The 15,010-nt window shown below is 54.1% G+C and carries 13 protein-coding genes; 4 read left to right on the top strand and 9 right to left on the bottom strand.

Going from position 1 to position 15,010, the window contains the following annotated elements; translation table 11 throughout:
- Position 1: 1 nt before the first annotated feature.
- From fliE to RG807_RS00130, 6 genes are all read right to left on the bottom strand, one after another.
- Positions 2–370: a flagellar hook-basal body complex protein FliE gene (fliE, locus tag RG807_RS00155; RefSeq protein WP_309043039.1), complete on the bottom strand. Its 369-nt coding sequence runs from the start codon at positions 368–370 to the stop codon at positions 2–4.
- A gap of 340 nt (positions 371–710) precedes the next feature.
- Positions 711–2,180: a sigma-54-dependent transcriptional regulator gene (locus RG807_RS00150; RefSeq protein ID WP_309043038.1), complete on the bottom strand. Its 1,470-nt coding sequence runs from the start codon at positions 2,178–2,180 to the stop codon at positions 711–713.
- Between the two features lie 12 nt (positions 2,181–2,192).
- The gene (locus RG807_RS00145) at positions 2,193–3,455 is read right to left on the bottom strand and encodes a sensor histidine kinase (protein ID WP_309043037.1); all 1,263 of its coding nucleotides are present in this window, start codon (positions 3,453–3,455) and stop codon (positions 2,193–2,195) included.
- Positions 3,456–3,807: 352 nt separating this feature from the next.
- Positions 3,808–5,259, bottom strand: coding sequence for a sigma-54 dependent transcriptional regulator (locus RG807_RS00140; RefSeq protein ID WP_309043036.1), 1,452 nt, complete (start codon positions 5,257–5,259; stop codon positions 3,808–3,810).
- Between the two features lie 71 nt (positions 5,260–5,330).
- Positions 5,331–5,684: an SOS cell division inhibitor gene (locus RG807_RS00135; RefSeq protein WP_309043035.1), complete on the bottom strand. Its 354-nt coding sequence runs from the start codon at positions 5,682–5,684 to the stop codon at positions 5,331–5,333.
- A gap of 90 nt (positions 5,685–5,774) precedes the next feature.
- A complete protein-coding gene (locus RG807_RS00130; RefSeq protein WP_309043034.1) occupies positions 5,775–7,133 on the bottom strand; it encodes a DUF1329 domain-containing protein in 1,359 nt (452 codons plus the stop codon).
- A gap of 178 nt (positions 7,134–7,311) precedes the next feature.
- On the opposite strand from RG807_RS00130, the gene RG807_RS00125 reads away from it, so the two are divergent.
- Both RG807_RS00125 and RG807_RS00120 read left to right on the top strand, forming a co-directional pair.
- The gene (locus tag RG807_RS00125; RefSeq protein ID WP_309043033.1) at positions 7,312–7,812 is read left to right on the top strand and encodes a DUF6586 family protein; all 501 of its coding nucleotides are present in this window, start codon (positions 7,312–7,314) and stop codon (positions 7,810–7,812) included.
- A 50-nt stretch (positions 7,813–7,862) separates the two neighbouring features.
- Positions 7,863–8,123, top strand: coding sequence for a hypothetical protein (locus RG807_RS00120; protein ID WP_309043032.1), 261 nt, complete (start codon positions 7,863–7,865; stop codon positions 8,121–8,123).
- An 8-nt stretch (positions 8,124–8,131) separates the two neighbouring features.
- On the opposite strand, the gene RG807_RS00115 is transcribed toward RG807_RS00120, so the two are convergent.
- Both RG807_RS00115 and lexA read right to left on the bottom strand, forming a co-directional pair.
- Positions 8,132–8,623: a cell division inhibitor SulA gene (locus RG807_RS00115; protein WP_309043031.1), complete on the bottom strand. Its 492-nt coding sequence runs from the start codon at positions 8,621–8,623 to the stop codon at positions 8,132–8,134.
- Between the two features lie 43 nt (positions 8,624–8,666).
- The gene (gene lexA, locus RG807_RS00110; RefSeq protein ID WP_298448074.1) at positions 8,667–9,275 is read right to left on the bottom strand and encodes a transcriptional repressor LexA; all 609 of its coding nucleotides are present in this window, start codon (positions 9,273–9,275) and stop codon (positions 8,667–8,669) included.
- A gap of 229 nt (positions 9,276–9,504) precedes the next feature.
- Here lexA and RG807_RS00105 point away from each other — a divergent pair, with 229 nt between their 5' ends.
- Positions 9,505–10,506, top strand: a complete 1,002-nt coding sequence (locus tag RG807_RS00105; protein WP_309043030.1) for an amidoligase family protein — start codon at positions 9,505–9,507, stop codon at positions 10,504–10,506.
- Positions 10,499–11,266 carry a gamma-glutamyl-gamma-aminobutyrate hydrolase family protein gene (locus RG807_RS00100; protein ID WP_309043029.1) on the top strand — a complete coding sequence of 256 codons (768 nt, stop codon included), beginning with the start codon at positions 10,499–10,501 and terminating at the stop codon, positions 11,264–11,266. Before RG807_RS00105 ends, RG807_RS00100 begins: the two co-directional genes overlap by 8 nt.
- Here RG807_RS00100 and RG807_RS00095 read toward each other — a convergent pair.
- Complete coding sequence (locus RG807_RS00095) at positions 11,263–14,985, bottom strand: translocation/assembly module TamB domain-containing protein (RefSeq protein WP_309043028.1); 3,723 nt, start codon at positions 14,983–14,985, stop codon at positions 11,263–11,265. The two genes, RG807_RS00100 and RG807_RS00095, sit on opposite strands and share 4 nt — an antisense overlap.
- Between the last annotated feature and the right edge of the window lie 25 nt (positions 14,986–15,010).

Genomic DNA, 15,010 nt, shown 5'->3' with positions numbered 1-15,010 from the left:
ATCAGATCGGCATATTCATTATGTCTTCGTAAGCCCTGACCACCCGGTTACGTACCTGGGTTAAAGCTTCAAAAGACACAGTAGATTTCTGGGCTGCAATCATCACGCGGGTAATATCCACAGTGGGGTCGCCCATATCGTAGGCCGTACGCAATGCGTTGGCATCCTGCTGAACCTCGTTCACATTGTTAACGGCCTTGCTCAGCATGTTGCCAAAGCTGGCTGTTTCCTGGGTTTGATCAACCCGGCGCGGCCCGTCGATACGGCCACGCACTGACAAATCCTGGTCAACACGCTGGTTCTGATTCATTTGCGAACGCAGTGCGCGTATATCCGAAAGAACACTGTTGATGTCGGCACGCTGAACCATAACTTTCTCCTGACACCACCCCTGTAGGGGCTGGCTTGCTGATCTATCTGTATTGATTAAGACTAAGCAATGGTCAGGCCAGAATTACATAACGCTTCATTTACAACAGGTTAAGGGTACACAACAAAGACAAAGGTTACATAACGACAGAGTTTTGACAGGATTTAATTACCCACAATACCTGTGGATAAGATTGTTAGCACAGCAAGGACATGTCACCTACAACACCATGGAATGGGGCCTGCAAGGAACTGGTGTGAAATTGCACAGCGCACGGCACGCAGCCATAAAAAAGGCACCCAGAGGGTGCCGAATGAAGGGGTACTACGGTAATTCGGGTTTACGCCATCGCCAGCTCAGCATCCAGATCTATTCCGGCCTCGCGCATCTGAGCCAACTTGTATCTCAGTGTTCTGGGGCTGATGCCCAGCTGCTCCGCCGCCCTGTTACGGCGGCCGCGCTCACTCCTGAGGGTCTGGATAATGATACGAAACTCCTGCTGGCGCAGATCATCTCCCAGTGACCCGGCTTCAACGGCTGACGGGGCTGAGTCGACGGACTCTTGATACCCCGTCGCAGGCGCTGGCAGCCCCTCGTGTGGCAAAAACGGCTCTTCAATACCCGCTGCAACCGGGGCAGGAGATGTTGGTGCAACTGCATGGCCATCAAAGCGTCCGCTAGTACCCATATCGAGGCACAAGTCGCCCGCATGAATCACGTTACCCTGATGCAGAACCAGAGAACGCTGGATAGCATTATCGAGCTCCCGCACGTTCCCGGGCCAACTATGCTGAGCCAGCGCGCTGCGGGCATCGGCAGCAAAGCTGATGCCGGTAAGTTTCATCTTGCGGCAGTGCTTCTTAAGCAAATAAGTTGCCATGGGCAGGATATCCAGAGGGCGCTCCCTCAATGGCTGCCAATGCATGGGAAATACGCTCAACCGGTAATAAAGATCTTCCCGAAACCGGCCTTCCCGCACGAAATCTGCCAGATCCCGGTTGGTGGTCGCAATCACACGAACATCCAACGAGATGGTTTTGCGCCCACCTACCCGCTCCACTTCCCGCTCTTGCAGAACACGAAGCAATTTGGATTGTAGTGCCGGGTCCATCTCTGACACTTCATCCAGCAAAATCGTTCCGCCATTAGCTTGTTCGAATTTACCTGGGGCTGATGCAATCGCACCGGTAAAGGCACCTTTTTCATGGCCGAACAGAATCGCTTCAAGCATGTTCTCGGGAATAGCCGCGCAGTTAATGGCCACAAACGGCTGTTCCGCCCGGGGCGACTGCTGATGGATGTACCTGGCCAGCACTTCTTTACCAGTACCGCTCTCGCCGGAAATCATCACCGTAGAATCACTGCCAGCCACCTTGGCTGCCAGTTGAAATATGCGCTTACTGGCCGGGTCTTCAGCTACTGGCTCATCGCCAGACTTCGAGCGACTGCCGCCGACCACCTTGGTGACGGCATCAACCAATACCTTTGGCTCAAAGGGCTTGACCAAATAATCCACTGCACCGGATTGCATGGCAGAAACCGCGTGGCTGATTTGGCCGTAGGCTGTGATCAGCATCATCGGCAAGCCCGGGTACAGTCGCTGCACCTCTCCCAACAGTTCATGGCCGGAAAGGCCCGGCATGTTTACATCGCTGACCACCATATCGACTGGTGCCTCTGCCAGTCGAGCCAGCGCCTCATGGGCATTGGAAGCTTCACGCACGCGGAACTTTGCCAGTTCCAGAGTGGTTACCAGCGCCTCCCGCAGGTCGCGGTCATCTTCAACAATCAGTATCTGGGCCTTGGCCATGGTTGCCTCCGATTAAACGGTCTTACGAGAAGGGTTACGGGAAATATTGCTCAAAAGCGGCAAGCGCAGAGTTGCAATAGCGCCGCCCTGCTCTGGCGAATCAATAGAAAACTGCCCTTGGTGCGCCTTAACAACGGCCTGCACAACCGCCAAGCCAAGCCCCGTGCCGTGAGATTTCGTTGTGTAAAAAGCTTCCGCAAGCCTGCCAGCTTCTGCTTTGGCAAAGCCCGGGCCGTTATCCATTACACGGACCAGTAACTCGCCCGTTTCCAACGTAATCTGGACCGCAACGGCGGTTGCACCAGCCTCAAGGCTGTTATTCACCAGATTGGTACAGGCGCCGACCAATGCATCCCGGTTACACATCAGCCGACAATCCGCTGGCACTTCATTCCTTAGCATTACATCCGATCCGGATGCGGGCTTAATGCCTTCCAGTGCCGACTCCAGAGCTGAAACCAGTGTTGCGGCAGAAAGCTCCTCCGCCAAACGAGTCTCACCCCGGGCAAAAATCAACATATCTCGCACCTGCTGCTCCAGGTGGGTAAGCCGTGACATCAAGCGGGAAGCACAACGCTGGCGCATTTCCTCATCCAGATCATCCTGGGTTAAATGACCGCCGTAGAGAATAGCTGCAGACAAAGGGGTACGAATCTGGTGAGCAAGCGACGCAACCATTTTGCCCATGGCGGAAAGCCGCTGTGCGTGAGCAAGCTGTGATTGCAGATGACGAGTTTCTGTTTGATCGGTCAGCAGAATCAGCTGCCCTGGCTGGTTTTCCATGGTACGGATTTCAATGCTCACCCGGCGCCCATCTTTCAAAGACACCTCGTGACCATCATCCCGGCGGGGCGAGAAACAACGGCGAATCACATCTACCCAGCGCTCACCTTCCAAAGGCTCACCCAACAACTCAGCCGCCGCCGGATTACTCTGAGACACCACACCCTGGCTATCCAGAACCACCACACCCGCAGGCAGAGCTTTCAAAAGAGTAGAAAGCCGATCAGCCAACTGCTCCTTCTCCTCCAGTTCCTGCTGACGCTGCAGAGACTCTTGGCTCAATTCGCCAGACAACTGGTTAACCCGCGACTCCAGCGTGCGATAAGAATCGGTAATCTGCCGCGACATCTGGTTAAACATCTCCAACGCAGAATCCACCGCCTCATCATCCTGCTGCGGAAACAACGCCCTAACCTTATCGTTAGCATCCGCCGCAGCATTGGCCTGGGCCTCATGCTCCACCGACTGAATGACAAACTGTGCCTGACTCATAACCTGACTCCCGATTAACCCGTTACACCGGGCCACACCCTTAGGATGATTCGTTTGCAGGTTACAAAGCGAGCATCGTGCCAACTAGACTTTTACTATATAAATCAATGAGTAGAATTACCCGAAGAAAGGCAAGCGACGGGTTTACGTCGCCCAGAAACGAGAAAACGCCAAAGGCCGAAAACCTTTGACGTCTTATTGTCACAAGAAAAAAGAAGGCAACTCGACAGTTAATGCGCGGGTGTGGGGTAGCCCTTTTCAAAAAATGTCGCGTGTCTGAGCGAAGCGAGTTTTGCGACACTTTTTTGAAAAGGTCTACCTCGCGACCGCGCCACCACCAATGCCAGCCACCTCAGGACTCCTCAGACTCCTCCTCCCGAAGCCCATACTTCCGAACCTTCTCAACCAACGTCGTCCGCCTAACTCTAAGCTTCTCCGCCGCCCGAGCAACCACTCCCCCAGCTTCATCCAAAGCCTGCTGAATCAACTGCCGCTCAAGATTCGACAAATAATCCTTGAGATCAATACCATTCACCGGCAACAAAGCCGGGGCATCCAACCCAACCAGACCAGGAATACCAGAAGGCATGCCCGAATCCTCAATTGGCCGATTCTCATCAAAATCGTCCACATACCGGAACTTCTTCGGCAACTCCTGCACCCCGATTACCGAATACGGGTGCATAATCGCCAGCCGCTCCACCAGGTTCGCAAGCTCCCGCACGTTGCCCGGCCAGTCGTGCCGGCACAAACTCATGATGGCCGCCGAATTCATTCGCAAAGAGCCGCGCTTCTCTTTCTCCATGCGAGAAATCAACTCATTAATCAGCAGTGGAATATCTTCCACGCGATCCCGCAGTGACGGCACTTCAATGGGAAAGACATTCAGGCGATAGTAAAGATCTTCCCGGAACTCACCGGATTCAATCATATCTTCAAGGTGTTTGTGAGTGGCCGCAATAACACGAACATCCGCAGAAATCGTCCGGTTACTGCCAACCCGCTCAAACGTACGTTCCTGCAAAACGCGCAGTATTTTTACCTGCATGTTCAGGGGCATATCGCCGATTTCATCCAGAAACAGAGTGCCGCCTTCCGCCATCTCGAAACGCCCAACCCGTGCTGTAATAGCGCCGGTAAATGCACCCTTTTCATGGCCGAACAATTCGCTTTCCAGCAACTCCGCAGGAATGGCGCCGCAGTTTACGGGCACAAACGGCTTGTCACGACGGGAGGAATGGTAATGAAGGTTTCTGGCAACAACCTCTTTGCCGGTGCCAGACGGCCCGGTAATCAGTACACTCACATCCTTATCGGCCACTTGCTCCATCAGCTGGCGCACTTGCTGCACCTTGCGGCTGGTACCAACCAGACTGCGAAACAGCTGCAGGCCTCGCTGCTCACCACGTTCCTTGGAGCGGCGGAACTGATCGCTGTATATTTGAGCGCGGTACAACGAATCAACAAACTTGGTGTAGTTTAGCGGCCATTCCATACGGGCAATGATGCGTGCGGCATCCGCTTCCGGAAGGCCTTTGAGTACAGGGTCGCCAACCATCAGGAAAGGAACGCCCTGAACCGCTTTGCACACTTTTTCAATGGTGCTGACGATGTTCGGGTCTTCCCCATTTACCACAGCAACCGAGATGTCCGCCAAGCTTCCTGCATCGCCGGATTCGAGGAGCGCCAAGGCTTCGCTGCCTGCTAAAACTTGCTCCTCGCCGATGAACTCCAGAATAGTCGCCAGATCCCGGCGCCTCGACTCGTCCTCACTCAGCACCAACACCTTGTTATTTTTGGACATTCACAAACATCTCTTTGGGGGATATGTGCGGTATTTAAGACTGTAAACACAGAAGAGTCAATTTTATGACGCTATTTAGGCTGGGTTGTTGAAACGTTCTGATAGGCCTTGGCGGCACTGCGGTTTCGATTCACGCCCTTCAAGGCCTGTTCCGCTTCGGCCTTGGCTCGGGTAGCGCCCTCGCCTGCTGCGTCCATAAACTGGCGCAACTCTTCAAGCCGTGTCCGAACCAGTTCCGGATCCGCCTGCCCGGCTTCGAGCGAAGTCATAAGTGGCTCTATTGTAGGCTTAACCTGCTCATTGAGCCGAACCAAGGCATCCCAGTCCTGCTCGGCGAGCGCGCGACCGAGGTCTGCCATAAGTTGATCGAAGCTATCCAGGTATGTCTGGAGTGCGGTTGAAGGGGGAGTTTGAGGGTCGGCCACAGCGTGTTCTCCTGGAAGCAAGGGATAGAATACGGACGACCCGGGACAAGCCACCGGCAAACGCTAGCGGCTCAACCATTTACACCATAATCAGCGGCGAGCGTCCCGCCTCGCTGAGGAAGCCGTAAACTCGCTGCCACGGAACCCGGGCTCGAAATTATACGCAGGATAGTTATTGTTCAAACCATCAATATAATAGCGTTTCGCCTTGAGGTCGTACGTCATCTCCATGGTAGTCCAGAATACTGGTACCTGGTAATAGCTGATGTTGTGAGCTTCGGACACACGCCATAAGTTACCAGCCTCGTCATACTCTTCCGACATCAGGATTTGCCAACTGTCTTCGTCCACATAGAAAACACGACGGTCGTAGATGTGCTTGATGCCGGTGCGACGAGTTGCTTCGACAACCCAGACTCGGTGAAGCTCGTAGCGGGCCAGTTCTTGATTGATATGCCCCGGGCGGATGACATCACCCGGCTTAACCGACTCATCATGCAGCTTGTAGGCATTGTAAGGAACAAACAATTCACGCTTGCCCTTCAGCTCCCAGTCATACTGGTTTGGCGCACCGTTATACATATCTTTCTGGTCGACCGAACGCAGCGACGAAGAGTTAGGCAAGTCTGTCTCATACGCAAGGTTCGGTGAGCGCCTCAGGCGCCGTGATCCAGCGTCGTAACGCCAAGCCAACCGAGGGGATCGCACCTGATCCAGTGTTTCATGCACCAGCGTGATTGTTCCAGCCAGAGTGGATGGTGAAATCGTATCGGTCTTGAGATAGAAGATCTTGTTATCTATATCTGCAAGCTCAGTGCCTTCCTTGCTGTAAGGGAAGTAGTAGTCGTAGTGGTTAACCACTGGGTTGAAGGAGCCATCTACCTGCGGCGTCGCAGAGGCACTCCGGAAGGAAACTTCCTCGCCACGGTAACGAAGAATGTGGTTCCACATCACCTCAAGCCCGCTTTTCGGGATTGGAAACGGGCTTGTCATAATGGTGTTGCGTACGCCGTTACCATTATCCAGTACTTCTGCAGTCAGAGCATTCTCATAGAACTTATCGTACACATGCTCAGGAAATGCGGCGGTGCGACGAGTCTGATAAACCGGCATAAAGAAGTTCGGGCCGTATTGGCTCAACATTTTGAGCGAGCCATCAGAGAGCTTGTCTTTGTAGAGATGCATGTTGTTCGCAGTGATTACGAACAACGTATCGTCTGCAGAGAAAGGGTCTATCTCAACCTGCCCCTTACGCCAGTTTCCTGGCGCCTCACGCAGCCCGCCTGTCCACTCGGGAATGCTGCCAGAGGCATTGCCTGCCCGCTCAGCACCAACCGGCGTCAAATCCTGTTTTAGCCGTTCTGCTTCAGCTACCGTTACTGCTGACAGCGCCTGGCCGGTGTACCCGACCAAAAAAACTGCCATACATGCGACTAATCGGCTCCGCATTCCTTACCCCTCCAGACAACCCAATAACCCAAGACGAAGCATGCTTTTTGCCAAATTCAAACGCCCGTTTCAAGTCATTAATTGTGTTTTATTGTCACCTGGGCGCAAGTCTGAAGGGGGATAAAGAAATCTGCAAACCAAAATGGTAGAATGGCTGATTAATTAAGGTGAGCGCTCGATGGCTTCTCAATGGTATTCGCTGGTTTCACAAAAATTGTTTCTTGCCAGCACGTTACTTGATGTCGCGGCCCAAACTGCGATTACAGGAAGTTCGGCGCCACCGCAAAAATTGCAACAGGAAGCAGCAACACAAGGCTCTATCGAGCTACTACTGAGGGCAAAGCGGTTATTGCTGGTAATGATTGCCAAGTTTTACCAGAAGCGCCCAAACGGACCCTTGTCTCTCGCAGAACTCGCCAGCCTTATTGGCGATGAGGCCTCAGAAATTGAGTTGCTTACCGCCCTCGAGCGGGACAGCGGAAGCTGGTGGAGCCACATTGAGCAACTCGAGACTGCTCAGAACAGCCCGCCCGCGACACGGAAGACGGTGAATTCAGAAAACATTATTGCCGTCTCAACAGAGCTTGGGCCAGACCGCTCAGCCCAAGCTCTCAGAAGAACGCTGAAAGCCATGAAACAGTTTACCGACAATCTGGAAGCGCAGCACGGCGAGTGGTAACCCCTACCAAGCACACAGCCTCAGGTTCTCAACATTAAAAGGTTATTGAAATGTCACCATCGTTTTTTGAAATTGTACAACTGAACAACGGCGATTACGCCCTGCGGCGCATCGATGACGACAACGCGCCATTGGTCAAAATTTCGTTTTCAGATGAAGCCCGTGAAATGATGGGAGATCGGGATATGTCTGTGGCCAAAGCCATGATTGCAGCTGGAATAGAAGCCGCCGGAACTGTCTCTCACGACATCGACTGGGAGGATGACGAGCTGGACATTTCAGACACCCAGCCCGCATACACCCTTCATTAAGACCAGGCTCAACGCTGCCTGAGAACAACCCCGTGGCTGTTACCTTTAGCAGCTGCTTCCTGCAAGGAGGCAAACGCTGTTTTACCCAGCTTTCCTGTCCACATAACTACTGCGTGGCAGGTACCCGCGCTGAGAGCTATTTCAGCAAGTTGGCGAGCCGGGTGTTCAGCGGTGGAGCGTAGAACCAGCAGTTCACCGGTCACAATGCCGTGCATCTTCTGCCACTTACTCACCAGCGCCTGGGGCGGGTCTATCCACGCCAGCCAGCGTTTCTCCTGGTTCAGCTGAGTCAGCATTGGCAATAGCAACTGGAAGTTCTCTACCTGCCCTTCCGGGAGAATGATTTCCGTCACATTGCCAGCCGGCTTGGTGCTTTCCACATCGGGCTTGTGCCGAGCCCGAATAACCGTGCGCTGTTTCGGGGCTGCGTATTCCGATATCAGGCCTGGCATAACGCTCTGCTGCCACGCAATATTCTGATTAAAACTTAACTGTTCCATAAATTACCCGCCTTTCAATGCGTCTGTGGTTATGCCCGCCCGATCAGTGCAGATCGGAACGCCGGATAACACCCACACCCAGCCCTTCAATAAACAATTCCTGCTCTTTCAGGTCGATTTCTATCGGCGAAAACTCTTCGTTTTCGGCGATCAGATAGACTTTCGAACCTTCTTTTTTAAAACGTTTCACAGTCACTTCATCACCCACCCGGGCCACGACCACCTGGCCGTTATGAACATCCTGAGTACTGTGTACAGCAAGCAGGTCACCATCAAGAATCCCGATATCCTTCATGCTCATACCTCTGACTCGAAGCAGATAGTCAGCGGACGGCGAGAAGAATTCCGGCTTCAGTGTGCAATGCTCTTCAACGTGCTCCTGCGCCAGAATAGGACTGCCCGCAGCTACCTGGCCAATTACCGGCAGGCCAGGATCTTCAGCAACTTCAGGCAAGCGGATTCCCCTGCTGGCACCTGGAACCATTTCGATGGCACCCTTACGCGCCAGTGCTCGCAAGTGCTCTTCCGCAGCGTTCGCCGAACGGAACCCCATCTCTGTCGCAATTTCTGCACGTGTAGGTGGATAGCCGGTTTCGTCTACAGATCGACGAATAATTTCCAGTACCTGAGTCTGTCTTGCTGTCAGCTTCATTGTTTCGCTGCTCCGCTTGCTGCATGCAGGGCTTATACAAGCCGGGTCTTATAAGAGATGGCGTATACAGTGATTCAACCATCCTGTTTTTTTATACAGTTAAATCACTATATACAGTGTTTTATCCAGTGTAAAGCCAAGCACTTCATTTTCTTGAAGCCCCCTGACTGGTAAGGCTTTGGTAGTGTGATAAAGTTAAAAACCTCACACTCCGCCTTTAGAGAGAACCATGAATCGAACCATCACGTTAAACATGCCAGACACTGCCAAAACAGCCGACGGGAAAGAGCGCCGGGTGGGTGTGGAGATTGAATTGTCCGGTTTGGGGTATCAGGAGCTCGTAGATCTGGCTGGCGAATTGTTGGGCGGTAAATCAAAACCGGAGTCCCGCTATGTAAGCACGCTTGAAACACCCTTTGGTCATTTTATTATCGAGTTGGACTCAGACCCAATCAAGGATCTGGACCTCGCAGACGACCGCTTACCCCAACCCATTCGGGAACTTGGCGGGCAAGCAATGGAGGTTATAGACGCAGCGGCTGAACTGATTGTGCCGCTGGAGATTGTCAGCCCGCCCATGGAGTTTTCAGACTTGTGCCAGATTGAGACTCTGGTCGACGAGCTCAGGGAGGCGGGTGCACTGGGTAGCAGAAACGCGATCTATTTTGCATTCGGCTTACAGCTCAACCCTGAATTGCCGGATCTCAAGCCGACAACACTCGTGCGCTACTATCAGGCGTTTGCAGTGTTATATGAATGGCTAAAGGCGCGCCATCAGCTGGACATCAGCAGAAAATTTACGCCATATATTGAGCCATGGAGCAGCAAGTACACTGACCTGTTGATTGAGGACGACTATGTGCCAGATCAGCGGCAGATGATGGTGGATTATCTCGAATCCAACCCCACACGAAACCGGGCGCTGGATCTGTTGCCCCTGTTCGCGCATCTCGACAAATCGCTGCTCGACGAATACGTCGAAGACCCCCGTATTAAAAGCAGGCCCACCCTGCACTACAGACTTCCGGACTGTGACATCGACAATCCTGAATGGCATTTTTCTACTGTCTGGAATGATTGGGTCGTAGTCGAACAACTGGCAAATCATGCTGAGGATTTGAAAGAACTGCGCACCCTGTTCAGGGACAGCCGTAAAATCAGCTTACGCAATCTGACTACAAGCTGGCAGGAAACTTCTGCAAACTGGCTCGAAAGCAAGGGCTATGTCTAAACACATCGATCCAGACGACAGCCTGCCAGGGCTAACGATAGGTATCAGTGGCCCGGCCCGGAAGCGTGTTGCCCAACGCTTGATTAGCCTGGCGCTTCGCTTGAAGGGTGCGCACACTTACTACATTCGCCCAGGCGCAAGAGTGGATGTGTCCCTGCTTGACGGCCTGGTGCTTTCCGGCGGAACTCACGTTCACCCTGAACGTTATGGCCAGCAACCCCAGGTGAGCGCCAAGTACGACAAAGCACGAGATAGCACAGATCAGCTGCTGCTGGAGCAAGCGGAGTCGATAGGAATCCCTGTATTGGGCATATGCAGGGGTGCGCAGTTCATCAACATATTCCATGGCGGCTCCCTGTGCCAGAACGTAACGCCCCTGAGGGTAAACACCAGGCACCGTCCTTTGTTGCTACCAATGCAAACCGTGCGACTTGTAGCAACAAGCCTGCTGGGGCAGGTTATGAGAGCGCCCGTAATAGGTGCCAACCGCATCCACAGCCAGGCAATAAAGCAGCTTGGTAAAAACCTGAAGGTCACCGCAGTGGATAACGACCTGTTTGTTCAGGCCATTGAAAGCTCCCGGGGGCAATGGCTTATGGGGCTTCAATGGCACCCGGAATACCTGCTTTACCACGGTGGGCACAGGCGCATCTTCGGTCAATTTCTGGAGGCCGCCATGTCATTCAAGCTGGCCCGTTTGTCGAGTGGCACAGCCACCGAATCGTCACCAAGCGAAACCACCAACACTGATGGATGCTAGAAATCCCGGGTATAGAAAATATCCAGAGATGCAGCCAGCCCGCTAGCGGCTTCCAGATAGAAGTATTTGCCCAGATCATAACGCAACGCCACTGTACTGATCGGCTCAAAAATTCCGACCCCGTAACGAACACTGAGTTCGTCGGTCAGGTAACCACTGGCCACCACCGATGTTTGATCGCCACTGCCCTCGGCTTCCAGGGTTAGCTGGCGTATGCCGAACTCTTCTCCAATCTGGCCTGTCACCCGGTTTACCTGGTTCAGGCCAAGGGAAATGGCAGCACGACTCATTTGGCCATCATCGCTTTGGCCACCGGGGGCGCGGCCAAGAATCACATAAGACAGTGCATCTGATTGCGGCATGGAAGGGCTGGAAAACACTTCCGTTGTGGGCGATTGAACCGGCCCACTTAATCGAATCCCTGCTACAACGGTATCCACCTGCCGGATCGCTTCAATATCCAGGTACGGCTGAACCAGATTACCAACAAACAGTAATCGCGCCCGACGCAGCTCAAGCTCCTGCCCATAGGCCTCGTATTGGCCGTTGACCAACTGCAGTGTGCCTCTTGTGTCCATGTCGCTATGGATTCGCAACGAACCTTCCAGATCACCGGTCACGCCGAATGCCTTAAAGGTCACCTGATCATCACCGACCACCACCGTGACATCCATATCCAGTGAGCGGATAAGAGGCTCCTCCTGCTCCACGCCCACAATCACTTCGTCTTCAGATACGGACACCGCCTGAGCAGGCAGACCTTTAATCTCGATACTTCCTCGGGGCACCTCAATCCGGCCTTCCACGCTCAGCGTGCTTTCACGGAAGGCAATGGTGAGATCTGGCGCCACTTCGACGTGCGCGTAGGGTTCCAGGCTAAAGGGTAACCGCTCTCCGGTAATGCGAATCTGGCCCCCGGGAGCCCCCTGCCAGTCGACTTCCCCCTCGATAACGGCTTCGCTGCGGGCATTACTATGAATTCGACCACGAATATCAGCGGAATAGCCGTTGAGCTCAACGCTAACGATCACTTCTTCCATAGGCAGCGGTAAACGTGGATCTACCACCCGCCCATTGGTCAATGCAATCTCACCTTTCACTGCCGGTTTCATCAGTGGCCCGGAAATTGTACCCTCGCCGTTAACCTCGCCAGCAATTTCCTCTAGCCCGGTAAACAAGCCGGCCAGAGCAATACCGAGCCCTTCCAGCTTGAAGCTACCTTCAACTGACCGGTCTGCGGCCATAGGGTCCAGGATCATATCAACCGAAAGATTGCCAAGTTCAGGCCCCGACAGCCGCACGGCCAGATCTGCCTGTTCGGGTTTCAGCTCCAGCTCTGTCCTCAGGGTTGTGTAACTCAAGGTCTCCCAATCGCCATCCAGCAGCATTTCGAAGCGGCCTTCGCCCGCATCAAGCACTATCCGGCCATCCGGACCTGCATCGGCAGAGGTGAAGGCAATTTCGCCATTGATGCTGGAATGCCAGCGCAAGGACTCTGGCATAAGCGGCGCCAAGGCCGCAGCCGGGAAACTGTCAACGCGGTAGGCAACACTAGGCACTGGCAGCAAGGTTTGGTCGTCAGCGCAAACCGAGCTTTGCTGCCAGCGCCAACAATGTGCAGCAAAATTGAGTTCGCCGTTTTCTTCATAGACAAGCCCGGCGGGCGCTTCCAGCCTCCAACTCTGCTCCTGCCCAGGCACATCAATCACACCGCGCGCAAGCTCGCCCTCCCAACCTTTCCAGCTATCCGTAGCCGAACCTTTGAAATCCAGCTGCAGCCTTGCTTCTTCATGCTGAGCATCAAGGGTGACCGTGTGCCCCCCTTGGGTACCTTGCGCCTTCACGGCTAGTGACTCAATAGTTTGCCCACCGACGGAAACGCCTTTCCCCTGTACCTCACTGTTGAGACGGAATCCCTGGTCCAACTGTGCATTTACATCCAGAGTTTCAACAACCAGCAGGTCTTGCCAGCGCAGTTCGGTTGCGCTGGCCGTCAAGGTTCCTCGCGGGTCATCGGGTGTACCGGCAAGCCGTAGCTGAAGATCGGCTTGCCCACCAAGGCCCGGTAAAATTTTCTCCGGCTCCGTCAGCATAAGGTTAAGGCTGGCTGTTAATTGATTACCCCAACGCCCGCTACCTTCAACACGGTTATCACCAATAATCAGTTTCAGTTCCGGAACGTCCCAGTCACCGCTTGAGGTATCAAGGCTGCCTGCAATCACCGTGGGGCTGGCGCGCCACTGTCCCGCAAGGTCCCAACTGGCCGTCATATCAGGGACAGGGCCATCAGTAAGCTGGCCCTCTGTGGTAACACCACCGCTGAGACTAGCTTCCAGAAACGGAACCCAATAGCCCGGATTAAAGTTCTCCAGCTCCAGCGCCGCTTGCCAACTCAGCGGTCCAGCAAACCTGACAGCGCCCTCGCCTGAGAGTGAGCCTGCCTCAGTAACCGCAGAGAGCTCGGTCAGCCGGACCTGGGAAGTGTCGCCATCAACCGAGGCCGCCAATTCTGTACTGCCTTGGGAGCTATCCACTTCGGCGGTGAAGTTTGCCTGATAACGCCCGTCGCGCCATGAGGCGTTTCCATCGAGTCTGCGCAGATCAACCGGCGGCTTTTCCAAGCCAGCAATCAGCGAATACCAGGGAAACTGCCGGAGCTGTATGTCTGCTTCCGCGCTCAGGCCGCCTTGCCATTGGGTACTGCCGGTCACTACAACGGTTTTAGGTGCGCTCTCTGCCTGGTTCTTCGCGTCTTTACTGGCTGCCGTCAGCGCCAGGCGTATGTCTTTGGCGTTAGCGGTTGTAACCAATCCCGCCAGTTTCAACTCAACCGGCCCTTCGGTACCAGGCAATGTGGCCTGGCCTTTCGTCCTGAATCCGCTTTGCAAGCTTCCCTGAGCCTCCGCGAACCAGTTTTTCAGCACCAGTGTGTCTGGCAAAGCCTCTACCGCCCGGAAAGATTCAGAGGTTACCCGTAAGCGCGCTGGCAGGCTGGCTGCCAGAGGCTCTACCTTTCCTTCCAGCGCAGCATTCAAATAACCGCGGCTCTGACCCGTAACTGCAAGATCCCTTACACTCCCCGACAAAACCAGATCAATCACCCAATCCGTGCCATAGGGCGGCGGCAGTGAAGCGCTAACGTCAAGATTTACGGGCCAGTCCCGTCGTGTTTCGACACGACCAGAGGCCACCACTGTGTATTCATCACGCTCGTAGTAAACCCGTTCGAGCGTCCAGTCCGTACCGGAACCCTTGGAATCAAGCTCGAATCTGTCCCACACTTTGCTGCCATTGAAGGTAAACGTGCCTAGCCGCACATCACTTACCCTGAGTCCAAGTGGCAACTCAAGCCTCGGCAAACTGATGTCCTCCGGGGAGCTCTGCTGATCGTCAGAAGGCTGCACATTAACGTCCAGCTGTTCCAGATGCAGGGTTTCAAGGCAAAGCTGCAGATCAAAAAGACAGGAGGGTGACCAGTCTATGAGAGGGGCTTGAACCCTTACATCCACCCCATAGCCGTGCCACTCGATTCGGTCTGCTTGCCAGGTTCCGAACAGGGAGCCTTGGTCGTTCACGGCTTCAAGACCCGGCACCTGGTCAATAACCCAGGCGGTGCCTGTTTCTGAGCGCAGCGCGAGCAAAACCGCAGCGACCAAAACTATCGGGAGAAGCACAAGCAGGCCCAGCAGTAACACTGTCCAGAATCGAAGTCGGCTCATCCGCTTGCGTCGGGGATCAGCCGGG

Source organism: Marinobacter sediminicola (genome assembly GCF_031157525.1).
Lineage (GTDB): Bacteria > Pseudomonadota > Gammaproteobacteria > Pseudomonadales > Oleiphilaceae > Marinobacter > Marinobacter sediminicola.
Note: the sequence above shows the minus strand (reverse complement) of the source record. Positions and strands in the feature narration are given on the sequence as shown.

What these genes read in the sequence shown, in the direction of transcription:
- RG807_RS00150 (WP_309043038.1), bottom strand. Translation starts at nt 2,180, where the DNA reads ATGGCCAAGGCCCAGATACTGATTGTTGAAGATGACCGCGACCTGCGG.
- RG807_RS00100 (WP_309043029.1), top strand. Translation starts at nt 10,499, where the DNA reads ATGTCTAAACACATCGATCCAGACGACAGCCTGCCAGGGCTAACGATA.
- lexA (WP_298448074.1), bottom strand. Translation starts at nt 9,275, where the DNA reads ATGAAGCTGACAGCAAGACAGACTCAGGTACTGGAAATTATTCGTCGA.
- RG807_RS00105 (WP_309043030.1), top strand. Translation starts at nt 9,505, where the DNA reads ATGAATCGAACCATCACGTTAAACATGCCAGACACTGCCAAAACAGCC.
- RG807_RS00125 (WP_309043033.1), top strand. Translation starts at nt 7,312, where the DNA reads ATGGCTTCTCAATGGTATTCGCTGGTTTCACAAAAATTGTTTCTTGCC.
- fliE (WP_309043039.1), bottom strand. Translation starts at nt 370, where the DNA reads ATGGTTCAGCGTGCCGACATCAACAGTGTTCTTTCGGATATACGCGCA.
- RG807_RS00120 (WP_309043032.1), top strand. Translation starts at nt 7,863, where the DNA reads ATGTCACCATCGTTTTTTGAAATTGTACAACTGAACAACGGCGATTAC.
- RG807_RS00115 (WP_309043031.1), bottom strand. Translation starts at nt 8,623, where the DNA reads ATGGAACAGTTAAGTTTTAATCAGAATATTGCGTGGCAGCAGAGCGTT.
- RG807_RS00140 (WP_309043036.1), bottom strand. Translation starts at nt 5,259, where the DNA reads ATGTCCAAAAATAACAAGGTGTTGGTGCTGAGTGAGGACGAGTCGAGG.
- RG807_RS00145 (WP_309043037.1), bottom strand. Translation starts at nt 3,455, where the DNA reads ATGAGTCAGGCACAGTTTGTCATTCAGTCGGTGGAGCATGAGGCCCAG.
- RG807_RS00095 (WP_309043028.1), bottom strand. Translation starts at nt 14,985, where the DNA reads ATGAGCCGACTTCGATTCTGGACAGTGTTACTGCTGGGCCTGCTTGTG.
- RG807_RS00130 (WP_309043034.1), bottom strand. Translation starts at nt 7,133, where the DNA reads ATGCGGAGCCGATTAGTCGCATGTATGGCAGTTTTTTTGGTCGGGTAC.